The organism is Chloroflexota bacterium, assembly GCA_016197225.1.
Lineage (GTDB): Bacteria > Chloroflexota > Anaerolineae > Anaerolineales > VGOW01 > VGOW01.
Window position 1 is genome coordinate 1 of record JACPWC010000117.1, and the last position, 16,301, is coordinate 16,301.

Annotated in this window: 15 protein-coding genes; 2 read left to right on the plus strand and 13 right to left on the minus strand. The window is 59.4% G+C overall.

Going from position 1 to position 16,301, the window contains the following annotated elements:
- The 7 genes from rplT to HYZ49_19405 all read right to left on the minus strand — a co-directional run.
- On the minus strand, nt 1–609 hold a 609-nt coding region (gene rplT, locus HYZ49_19375; GenBank protein ID MBI3244446.1), incomplete at its 3' end, for a 50S ribosomal protein L20.
- A gap of 119 nt (nt 610–728) precedes the next feature.
- Complete coding sequence (locus HYZ49_19380) at nt 729–980, minus strand: 50S ribosomal protein L35 (GenBank protein MBI3244447.1); 252 nt, start codon at nt 978–980, stop codon at nt 729–731.
- Nucleotides 981–1,062: 82 nt separating this feature from the next.
- Nucleotides 1,063–1,692, minus strand: coding sequence for a translation initiation factor IF-3 (locus HYZ49_19385; GenBank protein MBI3244448.1), 630 nt, complete (start codon nt 1,690–1,692; stop codon nt 1,063–1,065).
- Nucleotides 1,693–1,896: 204 nt separating this feature from the next.
- A complete protein-coding gene (locus tag HYZ49_19390) occupies nt 1,897–2,742 on the minus strand; it encodes an MBL fold metallo-hydrolase (GenBank protein MBI3244449.1) in 846 nt (281 codons plus the stop codon).
- 84 nt (nt 2,743–2,826) lie between these two features.
- A complete protein-coding gene (locus tag HYZ49_19395; GenBank protein MBI3244450.1) occupies nt 2,827–4,029 on the minus strand; it encodes an alanyl-tRNA editing protein in 1,203 nt (400 codons plus the stop codon).
- Nucleotides 4,030–6,102, minus strand: a complete 2,073-nt coding sequence (locus HYZ49_19400; protein MBI3244451.1) for a GAF domain-containing protein — start codon at nt 6,100–6,102, stop codon at nt 4,030–4,032.
- An 89-nt stretch (nt 6,103–6,191) separates the two neighbouring features.
- Nucleotides 6,192–7,211, minus strand: a complete 1,020-nt coding sequence (locus HYZ49_19405; protein MBI3244452.1) for a hypothetical protein — start codon at nt 7,209–7,211, stop codon at nt 6,192–6,194.
- A gap of 37 nt (nt 7,212–7,248) precedes the next feature.
- Here HYZ49_19405 and HYZ49_19410 point away from each other — a divergent pair, with 37 nt between their 5' ends.
- Entirely contained in the window at nt 7,249–8,046 is a 798-nt protein-coding gene (locus tag HYZ49_19410; protein ID MBI3244453.1) for an RNA methyltransferase, read from the plus strand.
- A gap of 476 nt (nt 8,047–8,522) precedes the next feature.
- Here the strand turns inward: HYZ49_19410 and dnaA are convergent, their stop codons facing one another.
- On the minus strand, nt 8,523–9,914 hold the full coding sequence (gene dnaA, locus HYZ49_19415) for a chromosomal replication initiator protein DnaA (GenBank protein ID MBI3244454.1): 1,392 nt from the start codon (nt 9,912–9,914) through the stop codon (nt 8,523–8,525).
- A 636-nt stretch (nt 9,915–10,550) separates the two neighbouring features.
- Here dnaA and HYZ49_19420 point away from each other — a divergent pair.
- A complete protein-coding gene (locus HYZ49_19420) occupies nt 10,551–11,390 on the plus strand; it encodes a PHP domain-containing protein (GenBank protein ID MBI3244455.1) in 840 nt (279 codons plus the stop codon).
- A 30-nt stretch (nt 11,391–11,420) separates the two neighbouring features.
- On the opposite strand, the gene holB is transcribed toward HYZ49_19420, so the two are convergent.
- From holB to HYZ49_19445, 5 genes are all read right to left on the minus strand, one after another.
- Nucleotides 11,421–12,434, minus strand: a complete 1,014-nt coding sequence (holB, locus tag HYZ49_19425) for a DNA polymerase III subunit delta' (GenBank protein MBI3244456.1) — start codon at nt 12,432–12,434, stop codon at nt 11,421–11,423.
- Between the two features lie 16 nt (nt 12,435–12,450).
- Complete coding sequence (locus tag HYZ49_19430) at nt 12,451–13,779, minus strand: HlyC/CorC family transporter (protein MBI3244457.1); 1,329 nt, start codon at nt 13,777–13,779, stop codon at nt 12,451–12,453.
- The gene (gene amrB / locus HYZ49_19435; GenBank protein MBI3244458.1) at nt 13,769–14,668 is read right to left on the minus strand and encodes an AmmeMemoRadiSam system protein B; all 900 of its coding nucleotides are present in this window, start codon (nt 14,666–14,668) and stop codon (nt 13,769–13,771) included. Before amrB ends, HYZ49_19430 begins: the two co-directional genes overlap by 11 nt.
- Before the next feature lie 148 nt (nt 14,669–14,816).
- Nucleotides 14,817–15,566, minus strand: a complete 750-nt coding sequence (locus HYZ49_19440; GenBank protein ID MBI3244459.1) for a rhomboid family intramembrane serine protease — start codon at nt 15,564–15,566, stop codon at nt 14,817–14,819.
- A complete protein-coding gene (locus tag HYZ49_19445) occupies nt 15,563–16,180 on the minus strand; it encodes a guanylate kinase (protein ID MBI3244460.1) in 618 nt (205 codons plus the stop codon). Before HYZ49_19445 ends, HYZ49_19440 begins: the two co-directional genes overlap by 4 nt.
- Between the last annotated feature and the right edge of the window lie 121 nt (nt 16,181–16,301).

The following is a 16,301-nucleotide window of genomic DNA, read 5'->3' on the forward strand; positions in this document are numbered from 1 at the left end:
AGAGGATTTTACATGGATCAACTGGACAGAGCCGTGAGGCAGTTTTGAATCCCAAAGGAAATCTCTGCAAAAGATTTCCTTTGGGATTGAAGAATGCGGGATTGGGTACGGAAGCGGAACGGAGCAGAAGGGAAAGGGAACGTCATGTTTTGCGGAACAGTTCGTCTTTTTTGAGCGTGTCCATGAACAGGAGCGCATCAGGAACGACGATGCTGCCGCCGCTCCAAGCGGGTCGATGTTTCGGACTGAAATCCAAGATATCGAGCTTCGGGCCACAAACCGGTGTGCGGTATCTCTTCGAGGCTTTTGAAAAACCACCGTGGCTGTGGTACTCACCTCCTGCCGAGTAGTACTCACTGCGCGGCACGTCGAGTAGATATTCTTCGAGGGCGTAAGGATAAACGCGTGTACCTTGATGCGGGCGATCCACAACCGGCGCAAGTCGCGCTTGCGGTTGCGGCGGTCGCGGAAGGCATACTGCCCGGCGTGCATCCAGGCTTCGTGGGATTTCTTCCACAGAAGCTTGCGCGAGCCGTAGTAGCCAGCGTTGGCCTTCAATAATTTCTTGCGACGGCGGCGAGTCACAAACCCGCCCTTTACACGAGCCATTGTTTCTCCTTTGCGTTCCCCTGCCGCCCGCGAGATTGCATTCGCGCGTTCACGCGGCAGACGATTGCGACAGCGTCCCAGACTTCCGAAGTTTTGGAAACTTCGGAAGTCTGAGTCTCTTACGACGATGGGTTAAGTTTGTGGCGGCGCAGATAGGGCGCGAGCCGCTTGACGCGCTTGATGATGCTGGGGGCTTTCACTTCAATGGTCTCGGCCAGCAGGGCTTTGGTGCGCTTGGATGTGTTCCGGCGCAAGTGGCCCTTGCCGCCTTTCGTCCGCATCAGTTTGCCGGAGCCGGTCATCTTGAAACGTTTGGCCGTGGCCCGGTGGGTCTTCAACTTGTATTTGCCTTTTGGCGCTTTGCGGGGCATTGATTTCTCCTTACTTCATTTCATGAGACCTGTGAGGTCCGCTTCGCGAAACATCACTGGTCGTGAATTTTGCAGGGCGATATTAGACTTCCGCCTCGTCATCATCGTCGTCCGGGTCTGGCGGCGTAGGGCCGACAGGTTCGGGCGGTCGTTCCTTTTCCGGCTTGCCCGGCTTTTCACCCGGTTTGGCCGCCGGCTTTTTACCCGGGGCCAAAATCATGAGCATCGTCCGGCCTTCCATGTCGGGCGCAACTTCCACCACAGCCACGTCGGCCAACTCGGTGGCTACCTCACGCAACTCCTCGCGCGCAATTTGCGGGTAGGTGATCTCACGCCCGCGGAAGCGGATGCGCACTTTCACCTTCATCCCCTCCATCAGCCAGCGCCGGGCGTCGCGCACTTTGAAGGAACGGTGGTGATCGGTCGTCTTGGGGCGCAATCGAATTTCCTTGACCTCGATGGTCTTCTGCGCCTTCTTGGCTTCCTTTTCCTTCTTGGCCTTTTCGTACAGGAACTTGCCGTAGTCGAGAATACGGCAAACCGGCGGACTGGCATTGGGGCTGACTTCGACCAGGTCTTTCTCAGCCTCGCGGGCGACCCGGAGCGCCTCTTGCACGGTAATGACACCCAGGTTTTCGCCGTTCGGCCCAATGACCCGGAGTTCGGGGACGCCGCGGATACCTTCGGTGATACGATAGTCTGATGCGCTGATATGGCCTTCCTTTTTCTAAGCCGTGAGTGAATACAAAAAGATAGCCGCCCCGAATTGCCGGACGGCTGATTACTGGCGGGCAGATGATAACATGACTTGCTGGAAATCGTCAAACACGACAGACACCAAGTGTCTCGCCCTCTCCGCCTCGCTCCGGGTCGCCCGCGAGGACGCGGGCTATGAGCTTATTTCCGATAAGGTCTATTAAACATCCTCGCTGCCGCGCCGGGTGTCGTACAGGCGCTCCAGGTCGAGGCGCAACCGGCGAGCCAGCGTCTCACGCTGGGCGTCAGGAACCGGGAAGTGTTTAAGCAAATCGGCGGCGACCCCGGCCACGTCCGAGCGCGAACGGTTGTTGTTGATCAAAGCGTCCATCTTGCGCCCGGCCAGCTTGAGGTAGTTCTGCGTCCACTTGAGGCTCTCTTTATTCGTCGGCTTGCCGCGGCCGGGCACAATGGTTTTGGCCGGGAACCTCGCCTTGCGGAGTTCATTCAGACTCTCCAGCCACTGGCCGATATCGGCGTTGCCGAGATGCAGGTGCGTCTCGGTCACTACCGCGTCGCCGGTGAAGACGACGCCTGCTTTGGGAATCATTACCCACACCGCGCCCGGCGCCGAGCCGGGCATGTGGCGCAAGACAATTTCGTGATCGCCCTTGAGCAAAACCAGCTCGTGGGAAAAGGTGATCTGCGGCGGCAGGACGCGTACCCCGGCAAACTCCCGGGCCATTTCAAAATCCATCACCGCGTCCGGCATGTTGCCCTTGAGAATTTCGGGATATAGCCGCAGGCGTTCGCCGGTGAAATGGTGGGCGATGACGGGCGCATCGAACCACTGATTGCCCAGCACCCGGTCGCGATGATGATCAGTGTTGATCACGTACAAGATGGGTTTAGACGAAAGCTGACTCAATTTCGTCCGCCACTTCTGGGCGTCCGCCGGGTGGCTGGGAGTGTCCACGCAAATGAGGCCCTGCCTGGTGACGATGACGCCGACGGTGACGCCGGGAAACGACGAGTCGACGTAGATGTTGGAGGGAAGTTTGTGCATGAGAGTAAAACGTCAAACGTGGACCGTCAAACGTAAAGGTTACGTTTGACGTTTGTCGTTCGCGCTCTTTTCGCGGGTTGTGCCTTACCTTTTGAACAATTCACTTTCTGCTTGCCTGAGCGCGCTTTCAATTTGCGCCGCGTCGGCGCTTACGCCGCCGCCCTGGGCCAGTTTGGCATTTCCGCCGCCGCGCCCGCCAAACATCGCCAGCGCCGTTTTGAGGGCGGCGTTCATGTCGCCCGGCGCATCCTCGGCACGGGCAAACACCAAATGCGCCTTCGCGCCCGCCGTGCCCAGCAAGGCCACCGTGCCCGGCAGAGCGGCCAATTGCACCGCCAGACCGCGAACCTCGTTGGGATCGCGATCGGCCCACGCCTGGCGGATCACTCGCCGGCCGTTCAGCGCCGGGGAGGCCGCCGCCAGTCCGTCTGCTTCGCGCGCCAACAGAGTCTCTCGCGCCGCTTTCAGTTCTTTGTGATATGACTGCGCCTCAGCCCGGAGTTTGGCGACCGACTGAGTCACTTCGCTAATGCCGCAGGTGAAGTCGGCGGCCAGTTGATTGACGAGGGTGTTCTTGAGACGGTAGTCGGCCAGGGCGCGCGCGCCGCACCGGAACTCAACTCGCGTCGCCTTCTTCTCGCGCTCGACCTTCAGAATTTTGATCAGCCCCACTTCGCCAGTGTGGGCCACGTGCGTGCCGCCGCAGGCGTTGGTGTCAAACTCGCCGATGGCCACCACCCGCAACGGCCCGTCAACGTCCGGCGTTTTGCGGAGCGGGAGACTCGCCAATTCGTCGGGCGCTGGGAACCAGGCCCGCACCGGCAGGTTGGCCGTCACGGCCTCGTTGGCAATCGTCTCAGCCGCCTCCAGCGCCGGGGCCGAAAGTTTTTCGGCGTTCAAATCAATCGTCACCGATTCCAGGCCGAGATGAAAGCTCACGGTTTCGGCGTTCGCGGCGCGCAGAAAAGCCTGCGAGAGAATGTGCTGGCCGGTATGCTGTTGCATGTGGTCGAAGCGGCGAGGCCAGTCAATCTCGCCCGTCACCTCGTCGCCCTCAACCGGTTGACTCAGCCAGTGGAGAACGGCTTTGTCGGACTCCCGGATTGCCACGTCCACGACGGGTGACCCGTGGAGGCGGCCCGTGTCGAAGGGTTGGCCGCCGGAGGCCGGGTAGAACAGGGTTCTATCAAGAACGAGGGCAGGGCGATCTTCAAAAGTCAATCGCTCCAGCACATGCGCGGTGAATTGCCGGGCGTAGGAGTCGGAATAATAGAGGCGATCAGTCATTTACTCTTTTACCGGCAGGGTGAAGCTGAAGACCGCGCCCTGCACCGGGGCGGCGTCTACCCAAATTTTGCCCTGGTGGGCCTCGACCGCCAGTTTGCAAAAAGCCAGCCCCAGGCCAATGCCTTTGACCGAGCCGGAGCGTTGCAGGCGGGTGAACTTGTCGAAGATGCGGGAGTGTTCGGCTTCGGGGATACCCAGGCCGGTGTCGGCGATGCTGACGACAATATGGCCGCCATCCACGCGGGCGGCGGCGGTGATGGTTCCTTCGCCGGGCATGTACTTCACGGCGTTCTCCAGCAGGTTAATGATCACCCGCCGGATCATATCGGCGTCCACGCTCGCGGTAGGCAAACGCAGGGGCAGGTCGAAGCGCAGGGTGATGCCCTTGCCTTCGGCCAGCGGGTGAACGTGCTCGGCAGATTCGAGAATGAGGGCCGAGATGGAAATGTCGGTCTTGTGCAAAGTGGCCTGCCCGGACTCGAGGCGGCGAAGGTCGAGCAGAGAGTCCACCAGGCGCGAGAGGTGCTGGCTGGAGCGAACGGCTATGCCCAGAATGGACTGATGCGCGTCGTCGCCTTTGGGGAACGACGATTGAAGCAGGGTGAGGCTGGAGATGACGTTGCCCAGCGGCGAGCGCAGGTCGTGGAAGATCATCGAGATCAGGTCTTCGCGCATTTCTTCCATATGCAGGCGCTCGGAAATGTCGCGCTCGATCCATTGGATGAACTCGTCGTCGCCGGTGGAAATGCGCTTGGCATGAACTTCCACCGGGATGTCGTGCCCGCCTCTGGTGGTCACGTGATTCTCAAAAGCCATCTCAATGCCGCGCGCCAGTTCCGAAAATTTCTTCTCGTTCAACGGCCCCAGGCCCAAAGTGTGAATCTGGTGAATGGACATGCCCATCATTTCGGCGCGGGTGTAGCCGAGGGTGATGGCCGCCTTGTGATTCACGTCGGTGATTGTGCCTTTGAGGTCGGTGATGATGATCGGGTCGAAGCTGTCTTCAAAGAGGCCCGCGTAGCGTTCTTTGACCGTTTCGGTGAAGGTGAATTGCTGGGCGTGAGCGATGGCGTTGCCGGCCAGGCTGGCGATGCCGGTGAGCAAAGGCAGGGTGTTGCGGTCGAAGGTTCCCGGCGCCGGGTTGAGACCTTCGACAATGCCGATGGTATAGCCTTCAAACTTGATCGGGGCGCACAGCACGGCGCGGGTGTTGAAGCCGGTTTGCTGATCGATCTGCGAATAGAAGCGCGGGTCGCCATGCGCTTCAGGCACAATGATGGGCTGGCCGGTTTGAGCCACCCAGCCGGCGATGCCCTGCCCCAGCTTGAGTCTCAGCCCCACCATTTTTGCCGCCGAGGCCCCCGCCGCCACCTGAAAAACCAGCTCCTGATTCTCCATGTCCGTCAGCGCAATTGAGGCGGCTTCCAGACTCAGCAGGCGCACCGTTTCCTGCAGGAGCAACTGCAACAGCTTGTCGGGGTCGAGGGTGGAGCTAAGAACTTGAGCCACTTCCACCAGGCTTCGCAGGTTTTGCGTCTGGCGGCGGCTTTCGCGAAGCAGGCGAGCGTTTTCCACCGCCACCGCCGCCTGCTCGGCAATGGCCCGGATGAGGTGCTGGTGGTCGTCGGTGAAATAGTTGGGCTGAGGGTGAACCAGGGTGAGGACACCCAGCACGCGACCGACAAAAATGAGCGGCGCGGCCAGGGCCGATTTGGAGATTGTGACTTCCGGGTTTCCGGCGGGCTGCCAGCGTGTGTCGAGGGCGGTGTCTGGCAACACGACCACCTGGCGCTGGCGCATGGCCCAGCCGGCCAGGCCCCGTTCGAGTTGGGGGCCAAGCTGGGCTTCGGTGTCGGGAACGAGCGCCCCGTCAATGATCAGGGCGGCGTCGTAAACGACGCCCTCGTCGGAGACCAGAATGAGACTGCCGTTTTCGGCGTTGAGGCTTTCAGAGGTTAAGCGCAGAATGCGCTCGATCAGCTCACGCAAATCAAGCCGGCTGCTCAACTCGCGGCTAATGTGGTAGAGCAGTTCAAGATGACTGCTCTTAATCTGCGTTTTTGTGGAAATCATTTAAAAGACGGCGCTTCTCCAGCAAACCCAGGCCAGTAGCTTGGAGGCGGATTATAGCACCCCGTTACTTTTTTGCCGCCAGTCCCTTTCTACCACTCAATCTGTTCCTGCTTTGCCCAGGCAATCAGCGTCTCGTCGGTCAGGGCCAACAGGGTTTCGGCCTGCCGGGCGCGCTCGGCAAACTGCCCGCCGCTGGCCTTGCCGGTGGCCTGTCTGAACTTCAACCACGGCTCCGGCGTCTCCTTCAGGTCGCGGACGCTGGCCGCCATCGTATGCTCCATCAGCCATAAGGTGTTGAGGGCATGACCTTCGGCGATGAGGGCGCGAAAGCCGCGTTCGTAATAGCCGCGCTTGAGCGGCTGAATAGCCGGGCCGGCGGCCCCGCGCTGGTTGGCCGCCTTGTACAGAGCCAGCCAGTCGGCCAAAAATGATTCGATCTGATTTGGATCGAGATCGGCAACTCCAAGCGCGGCCAGGAATTGAGAATAGAGTTCGGGATTCAAACGGCGGGCCGCCGCCTCGAACCGGACCATCAACTTCCGCCCGCCCACGGCCTCCGGTTGACCCGTCAACAAAATGGGCGACAGGGCGGCCAGATAAAGCGCCTGATGAAAGTTGAGCAAATCGTTAATCGCCACATCGGCTGGCGAACTGTCTTCAAGGAACGGTGTCAGACTGGCAAAGGATTGGAGGGCGGCGTTGTGGGCCGAGCGAGCGCGGGCATAAATGTGATCAGGCCGGTTGTAGGGCGCGCGAATAGCGGCTTGCAAAAGATCAAAATAGTGGCGCGGGTCGTGTAGAGGCAGGGCATCGTTGAGCGCCGGCGCGAGGAGGTGGTGTGTGCGCGCGGCCTTGCGATCGGCAAAATCGGCGGTTCGAGCGTAGGCGGCGTCAATGAAAACAAACTCCGAAAGCCGGACGGTTTCAGTCGGCGGGTCGGGGATAAAGTCGTCAATCAGCAAAATGTCGAGGTCAACCGCGTCGCCCAGCGCCGGTTCGCCGCGCGCCACCGAGCCGGTGAGCAGGACGGCTTTGAGCGAAGGCCGTTCGGCGGCCTTGCGGGTTGCGTAGTCGCGGGCCAGACGGAGGAGTGTTTGCTGTTCGAGCATGTGGGCAGATTATACAGGCATGTTAGAATGAATCCCGATGCTGATCACCAGTCTGCAAAACCCCAAAGTCAAACACGCCCTCAAATTGCGCGAGCGCCGCCAGCGCAAGCGCGACGGGTTGATGCTGATTGAAGGCTATGACGAGCTGAGGCTGGCGTTGGCCAGCAATGTCCGTTTGCAAACCTTGTTCTTCTGCCCGGCTTTTTTTGGCGCGGTGGAGGAAGCCGCTCTTTTGGACCCGGCCCGACAAACCGAGGCCGAGATGCTTGAAGTGAGCCGGGACGTTTTCGAGAAGATGGCTTATCGCGAGAACCCGGACGGTTGGCTGGGCGTTGCGCCCGCCGCGAACAACACACTGGCCGACTTGAGCCTGAGCGCCAACCCGTTGCTGGTGGTGGCTGAAGCGGTGGAGAAGCCTGGCAACCTGGGCGCTATTTTGCGCTCGGCAGATGCGGCGGGCGTGGAGGCTGTGATTCTTTGCGATCCGACAGTTGACATCGGAAACCCGAATGTCATCCGGTCGAGCCGGGGAACGGTCTTTAGTGTGCCGGTTGTTGAGGTGACCAGCGCCGAAGCCCTGGCCTGGCTGGGCGAACGTGGAATCAAAGTGGTGGCCGCCACCCCGGAGGCGGCTTCACCGTTTACCGAAGTGGACTTCACCGGGCCAATTGCCATCGTCGTCGGAACGGAGCGCGAGGGTCTGAGTCCAATCTGGCGAGAGCAGGTGGCGGTGAAAGCTCACATTCCAATGCTGGGCAAAGTCAACTCTTTGAATGTGGCAACAGCGACAACGTTGTTCATTTATGAAGTTCTTCGTCAACGGAAGTTTGTGTAAAAACTTTTCCCATGTCTCTCCCGAATCAATATTATTCGTATTCGTAGTAGGGGCTTGGGATATGTGGAGAGACTTGGAGCGGCCTCAAAACAACCCTAGATTTCGGGTCGCGCGCCAGCTCAAACCCACCCCTGCCGCTTTCTTGCCAATAATTTTTCCCCAGGCTTGCTGTGGATAAATTGGGATAACCTGGGAAAGCGAATTTGGCAGACAGAGAACCCCGCCAGATGCATCCACTTATGGCATAAAGAGGTATATATATCCGATATTTGGGGGTACTGCTTTTTTTTCAAAATATAGTTGGCTGAAGTTGTCCCCAAAAGGGGGTGCTTATCCACAGTTTCCCGCCACTTATCCACAGAACCCGGAAATTTATGACAACTTGTTTGCTAAAACAGAGCCAATTTAACAAAAAAACAGGCTGGTCTTCTGTGGAAAACCCTGCCTGTTGCTTCCTGGCCAGACACCAAATGTCTTTAGACCATCACGCCATGATCCGAATATAGCTGTTCACGAATGGAGAGGAATTGGCGGCGGATGCTGTCGTCGGTTTCGATGAGGTTGCTGATTTTGTCGCAACCGTGAATGATGGTGGTGTGGTCGCGCCCGCCCAGAATTTGCCCGATCTCAGGCAAAGAGGCGTCGGTCTCTTCGCGGACAAGGTACATCGCCATCTGCCGGGGAACCATGACTTCTTTGCTCCGGTCGCGGCCAATCAAATCCTCCACGCTCACAGTGTAGAAACTGGCTACGGTGTTCAATATTTGCTCCGAGGTGAGGGTGTGGCGGCGCGGGAGCAAATCGGCGATGGCCTGAGCGGCAGTTTCCACGTTGAGCGGCTGGCCGAGCACGTCGGCGTAAGCGCACACCCGGTTGAGCGCGCCCTCCAACTCGCGAATGTTGCTCTGAACGCGGCGGGCGATGATCTCCAGAACGTCGTGCGGCACCGGGCGGCGCATCAGTTCGGCCTTGGCTTTGAGGATGGCCGTCCGGGTTTCAAAGTCCGGCGGCTGGATGTCGGCAGTAAGGCCCCATTCGAAGCGCGAGCGCAGGCGATCTTCCAGCGTCACCAGCGACTTGGGCGGCCGGTCGGACGAGATCACCACCTGCTTGCTCTGGCCGTGCAGAGCGTTGAAGGTATGGAAGAATTCTTCCTGGGTCGCTTCCTTGCCGGCGATAAATTGAATGTCGTCAATCAACAGCACGTCAATCGTCCGGTACTTGTCGCGGAACGATTCGGTCACGTGTGAGCGGATGGAATTGATGAGGTCGTTGGTGAACTGCTCGGCCGACACATACAACACGCTCAGGCCGCGGCCCACGCAAGAGTTGCCGACTGCTTGAAGCAGGTGGGTCTTACCCAGCCCCACGCCGCCGTACAAGAAGAGAGGGTTGTAAGCGCGAGCCGGATTCTCGGCGGCGGCCAGCGCCGCCGCGTGCGCCAGCCGGTTGCTTGGCCCGACGACGAACGAGTTGAAGATGTACTTGGGATTCAGATTGTGCGACGGCGTGTGATTGTTATTAGAAGAAGTGGATGTTTCCATTTTAACTTTAACGGGGATGGCCGGGGCAACCGCCTCGGGCGCAGGAGGCGGCATCACCGGTTCGGCCTCCGCCGGCTCGTTATTCCAGACCACGAAGCGAATCTCAACAGCCCGGCCGGCGATCCCGGTCAACGTCCGCTTGATCGTAGACATCAACCGGTTATCGAGCCAGTCTTTGGCATAAGCATTTTCGACGCCGACGATAAACGTGCCGTCTTCATGCGAAAGCAAAGACGTGTCGCGCAACCAAGTGTCAAATGTTGATTTGGTGAGTTGCAGTTGCAGTTCGCCGAGCGTGGCTTGCCAAACTTGATCGGGTCGCATAATCCTCTTCCCCCTCTTGCGACAACCTGGCGAGAGCGCGGGACAAAAAGCCAGCCGCGTCCTGGCTGGCCGTGCTCTCAAAATCCGGTTGTGATGTGTGCAAAGAAGGTTATTGTTGTTAGAAGGTTGGACGTGAGAGATGTCCAGTTCGATCTTGTCGATCTAAGTTCTTCTCAACAGCACTAGCATTCTAACAAGAAAGCGAAACTCTTACAATACCAAAACCCGGTCTCTGTGTAAAAAGATTCGATGTTTTAAGGATGCTTAACCTTAACCTCAACACCAACCTCTGGCCGCACCGCTTCGATGATCGCCTGTCTGAGCCTGGCATTGGCTAACGATGAATTTGCCCAAGATGTGCCAGTTCGACATGAGGTCAGGCCTGTATATGGGACTGCGTTGTGATAAACGATGCTTCCTCTACGCGAACTTTAAAACGGCGGAAGAGAAAAGAATCTTCTTCAGTATCATTCGAAGGGCGAGTCACAAGGCTTCAAAATAAAACAGCAAATTTTGTTGACAGCCTGTGGATAAGTCTAAGGTTTTCTGTGGATAAGCCGGGTAAAATGTGGATAACATCTGGGGATAACGGTATGAAAAACCGGCCTGAAGTTGGGGATAACGAGTGGATAAAAAATGATCTCTCGCGTTGACCTGCACGCGCATTCAACCGCCTCCGACGGGCGATTGTCTCCGACCGAAGTTGCGCGGTTGGCCGCCTCTCGCGGGGTGCGTTTGCTGGCCCTCACCGATCACGACACCACCGCCGGTTGCGCTGAAGCGCAGAGGCAAGCGCAGGCGTCGGGCATCCGACTGATTGCCGGAGTCGAAATCAACACTGACTCTGAGTTGGGTGAAGCGCATTTGCTCGGCTACTTCGCCGGTCTCGATCATTCCGAGTTGCAGGCCGCCCTGACCAGGATTCAGATCGAGCGCGCGAAACGCGCCCAGGCTATTGTCGAAAAGCTCAACACGCTTGGCGTGGCGATCACAATGGAACAAGTTCAAGCCCAGGCGAACCACACCGTCATTGGTCGTCCGCACATCGCGCGGGCGTTGGTTGCCGGCGGCTGGGTCGGCAGTCCGTCGGCGGCGTTTGAGCTTTACATTGGCCAGGGGCGGCGTGCTTACATCCCGCGCTATGTCTTTTCGCCGCAGGAGGCGATTGGCCTGATTCGCAACGCCGGTGGCGTGGCCGCGCTGGCTCACCCGGTTCGTTCCGGCAATGAGCAACACATTTCCCAATTAGTTGAGTTTGGCCTCAACGCGCTTGAAGTTTACTACTTCGATCACGCGCCGGACGATGTGGCCCGCTTGCGAGAACTGGCGAAACGCCATGGCTTGCTTGTCACCGGCGGCTCGGATTTTCACGATCTGCCCAAAGGAGGCGGCGATGGCCGACGCGGGCTTGGCTCGGTTTGGGTTCCTGAGGAAGACGGGGAACGTTTGTGGGAGAGGGTCAACGGATTGAACTGATTGAACAGATTTCCAATCCGATAAATCCGTTCAATCCGTTGACGAGACTTTCGGCAAATCCAACAACAACACTTCCAGCGCCAGCCTGGCATTTGCATTTCGGGTCATCATCGCCAGAGTCCGTTGAATGGCCTCGACGGCTTTGGCGGCAGAGTCCAGGCCAGTTTTTTGCGCGGCGCGGCGGAGCGACTCCATTTGGTCAATGTTGATCGGCTGCGTCGTCGCCTCAGAAGCGACGAGCAGAACATCACGCCACCAGCCCAGCCACAGTTCGAGCGTCTCGCGCAAGGCTTCGCGGTCGCGGGCCAGGCCGTCGGCGTACGCAAAGCGCGCCGCCCGCGAAGCTGAAAGCAGAGTCCGCAGTTCGTTCAAGCGCCCTTCGCGCCGTTCCAGCGCTTCGTCGTCGTTCGCCGCCTTCACCGCCCAGCCCAGCCGCCCGCCGGCCAGGTGCGCCAACAACTCCGCTTTTTCACTGGAGACGCTCCATCGTTCGATCAACGCACTTTGAATAACAATCGTCGGCAGTGGGCGCAGGTGGATCGGTTCGCAACGTGAGATGATGGTGGGCAGGAGCGCCTCGGTCTGGTCGGTAGTGAGGATGAGAATGGCCTCGCCGGGCGGCTCCTCCAGCGTTTTGAGGAAAGCGTTGGCGGCCTCTTCGTTGGCCGTCTCAAAGTTGGTGACCAGGGCAATGCGGCGCGTTGCTTCCACCGGCTTGAGCGAGAGGGTCTTAATCAATTCGCGGATTCGATCAATCGTGATCTTCTCGGTCTTGATGATCTTGCCGCTCACGACCGGCGCGACGCCGATCACGTCCGGGTGAGTGCCGTGCGCTACCAGCTTGCAAGCGCGACATTCGCCGCACGGCGCGTTCGCCTGCCGGCACAACAACGCTTGAACGAAGGCCGTCGCCAGCGCCCGCTTGCCCACCCCGGCCGGCCCGGCGATGAGATAGGCGTGGCGCAGTCGTCCGGTGACAATGTCACGCGCCAGCGACGTGACCGCCCACTCGTGGCCTACAAGACCCCAATTATTTACGGTCATACCTGCAATAATCCGTTCAATCCGTTGACCCTTCCACCTTATTTTGCATCAATGACAATCGCGCGATCCGCCGCCCGTCCAGGGCTTCGACCTTGAGGCGGACGCTGTCGGCGTCTACAGTGTCGCCGACGTTCGCCAGGCGGCCCAGCCGCCCCAGCACAAACCCGGCGATGGTGTCGTAGTTCTCATCCTTCAACTTCAAATTGAAGTGGTCGTTGAAATCCTCGATCAGCATCAGACCATCCACCAGCGCCGTGCCGTCGGGCAGGCGTTGCACTTCGGGCATGGACTTGTCGAACGAATCGCTCACCTCGCCCACGATGCGCGAGATCAGATCGTCCAGCGTCACCAGCCCGGCCGTGCCGCCGTACTCGTCAAGCACAATCGCCAGATGTTGCTTCTTCATCCGGAACTGTTGGAGCAAGGCGTCGAGGCGGATGGTGTCGGGCACAAACAGCGCTTCACGCATCAGGCCCCGGAGGGCGGCCGCCCGCCGTTCGTCGTGCTGGACTCGCACCAAATCCTTCACGTGAGCAATGCCGACGATGTGATCAATGTCGCCCTCGAACACCGGGATTTTGGACAGGGGATGTTTGATCGCCAGATGAATCAGGGCCTCGAGCGGCTCGTCGGCCTCTACAGCCACCATCTCGGTGCGGGGAACCATCACCTCCCTCGCCGTCGACTCGCCAAAGTCGAACACGGCGTGAATCATCTCGCGTTCGGTGTCCTGCAACACGCCGCTTTCTTCCGAAGCCTCCACCAGCATCTTCAACTCCTGCACCGAATGCACCAATGGGTGGCCGCCGGCGCTCACCCCGATGAGCCGGAGCAGAAAGTTTCCGGTCCCGTTCAACGCCCAGATCGCGGGTTTGAAAACAAGCAGGGCCAACAGGGTAGGCTGAGCCACAAACAGCGAAGTCTTTTCGGGGTTTTGCAGGGCCATGGACTTGGGCATGAGTTCGCCGACGACGACGTGCAAAAAAGTGATGGCGGCAAAGGCGATGGCCGCCGAGATCGAATGGCTGGCCAGGCCCACCCAGGCCTCGGGCAACAAATCCAACACCGGCTCGATGAAGTGAGTAAGCGCCGGTTCACCCACCCAGCCCAGTCCCAGGCTGGCAATGGTGATGCCAAGCTGGGTGGCGGCGATGAAACGATCCGGGTCTTCCAGCGCCTTCTTCACAAAGCGGGCGCCGAGGTTGCCTTGTTGCAGAAGTTCGTCCACGCGGGTGCGGCGCACGCTCACCAGGGCAAACTCGGCGGCCACAAAGAAACCGTTGGCGAACACCAGCACCACCACACCGAGCAGGCGGAGAATGTCAAGTGTGGTTTCAGGATTCATCAGTGTGTCGCTGCTGGTTGGACGTTGTAGGTTCAACGTCTTTCCAAATGACGGCGGCCCCGTAGCCCACCACCGAGTCGTAGTCATGAGTCACATCGCCTGAGGTGGCGTGTTTGAGGACGCGGGCGTTCGTCGCCCCAAGTTCGCGCGCCGCCCACAGCGTGGCGGCGATGGCTCCGTGCCCGCAGGCAAAGCCGCGCCCGGCCGCTTCGGCCTTGAGCACACCATCCGGGTCAAAAGCCTCAATCTGCCTCAGCATCTCGGCGTCGAGTTGCCGAGCGACGGCTTGCGAGTAGAAGTGCGAGAGATCGGAGCTGCCGACGATGAAGGCCCGGCGGCCCGCCGACTTGAGCACGTTGGCCAGCGCCAGGCCGAGCGCGTGCGTCACGCGCCGCGTTTGATCACGAAGCATGATGGGCACGAGCGCAAAGCCTTTGGGCAGGGCGCGTTGTAGAAACGGCAGTTCAATTTCAATCGCATGTTCGCGGTCGCGTTTGATGGCGACGAGCGTTTCCGATTCCGGCGAGTGAAGCGCCGCCGCCAGCTCAGCCCGCAACCGGTCAACGGCTTCGCGATCCACCGGCGTCTCGCCGAGCGGCGTAGCGTAAGCGTCGTGGCCGCTGGTGAGCAGGGGCGCATCGTCGTGAAAGTGGCTGGGGCATAGAATGATGATCAACTCCAGATCGCGGCCCTGGATGATTTTGAAGGCATGGGCGGCTACCGCTCCAGAATAACGGTGACCGGCGTGCGGGGCCACCACTGCCACCGGGCCGCCCGGCACGGTTGGGGCGACGGCCTCTTGCAAATAACCATCCACAGTTGCCGAAAGTTGAGCCGGGTTGCCGGGATACCACTGGCCGGCGATGGGTGAAGGGCGAACGTCGAACATGTCTGCTCCCTTAAAATTAGAATAGACTTGGGCCAACGTAGAGCGATTTGCCAAATCGCTCTACAATTTGCTCACGACTCGGCAAACTGCCTCGTCGGTTTCTGGGGAAATGCGTAAGCCCAATTAGATTCTAGCACGGAGGGGCAAACTATTTTTTCAGGGCGGCGGTCACGGCAGTGACCGCGCCGAGGGCCAACGACACGGCAAACACGGCCAACCAATGCTGAAGGCCAAAACGGTTCCGGTCGGCGATGACGGGTTGACCGGTGGAGTCGGCTTCGACGCCGAAGATGGGGCCGATGAGCCAGGCGAGCGTTGCCCCGCCCAGCAGGCCGCCGACGTGTCCCCAGTTATCAATGCCCGGCGAGAGGCCAATGACCAGATTGATCCCGGCCAGAGTGAGAATCTCCAGCAACCGGCGGCGGCCCATGTCGCCAAAGGCCTGGCGGTGACGAAACAAATAGATCAACAACGAGCCGACCAGGCCAAAGATTGCGCCCGAAGCGCCGACCGAGGGTTGCGGGCTGAGGGCGAAGCTCAACACCGCCCCGCTCACGCCGGAGAGCAGGTAGATGAAAAAGAAGCGACGGTAACCAAAGACGGCTTCCACCTGCGGGCCGAAGATGTAGAGGGCGTACGAGTTGAACGCGAGGTGAACGAGATTCGCATGAAGGAACATGGGCGTGATCAGCCGCCACCATTCGCCGGCCACGATGAACTCGTTGATCTTTGCGCCGAAGAAGAACCAGGCCTCTGCGTTCGTAACCGTTTGCAACAGGAAGACGACGATGTTGATGGCGAGGAAGACGAACGTGAACCGGGGCCGGACGGTGGGGATGGGCAGGTAGCGGGGCCGGGACGCGTCGTTTGGGCCGGAGGGCGGCGGCGCGCCGTTCACAGCGTCACCACGCGGGGTTTGACGCGATTATGTTCGGCCTCAATGATGGCCAGAATGGAGTCAACGGCGGCGTCGAGGTGGAATTCCGGGTTGATGACGCAATAGTCAAAGTCGGCAATGCGTTTCATTTCGCGGCGGGCGGTGGCAATACGCAGTTTGAGGCCTTCGGGCGTCTCGGTCTTGCGGGCCGTCAGGCGTTGCACCAGTTCTTCTTCCGACTCGGTGGTGACAAAGATGAGGAGCGCGTCGGGGCACAGTTTGCGAATGGTGGCCGCGCCCTGCACGTCAATCCGCAAAATCACGTCGTGGCCGCTTTCCAGCGCCTCGCGCACCTGTTGTTTGGGAATTCCTTTGTAGTCATTGTAGACGATGGCATGTTCCAGTAGTTCGTTTTGCTCGATCATCTCGGCGAACTGATCGTTGGAATAAAAGAAATAATCCACCCCGTTTTTCTCGCCGGGTCGGGGAGCGCGGGTGGTGGCCGTCACCACAAAGTGCATGGGCACACCGCGCTCGCGCATGCGCTGGAGCACCGTGTCTTTGCCCACGCCCGACGGGCCGGAGATGACGATGAGGAGAGGTTGGCGCTGACGTTGGAAGAGAAATTCACTCATGGCAGTATTATAGCAAACCGAAGTTGCAGAGCAGTGTGCTAAAATTTGGCAAACGTCAAACGTGAAGCGCAACTCATCGTCGCTCAATGTCGTTTGACGTTTGACGCTTCACGTTTGGGAG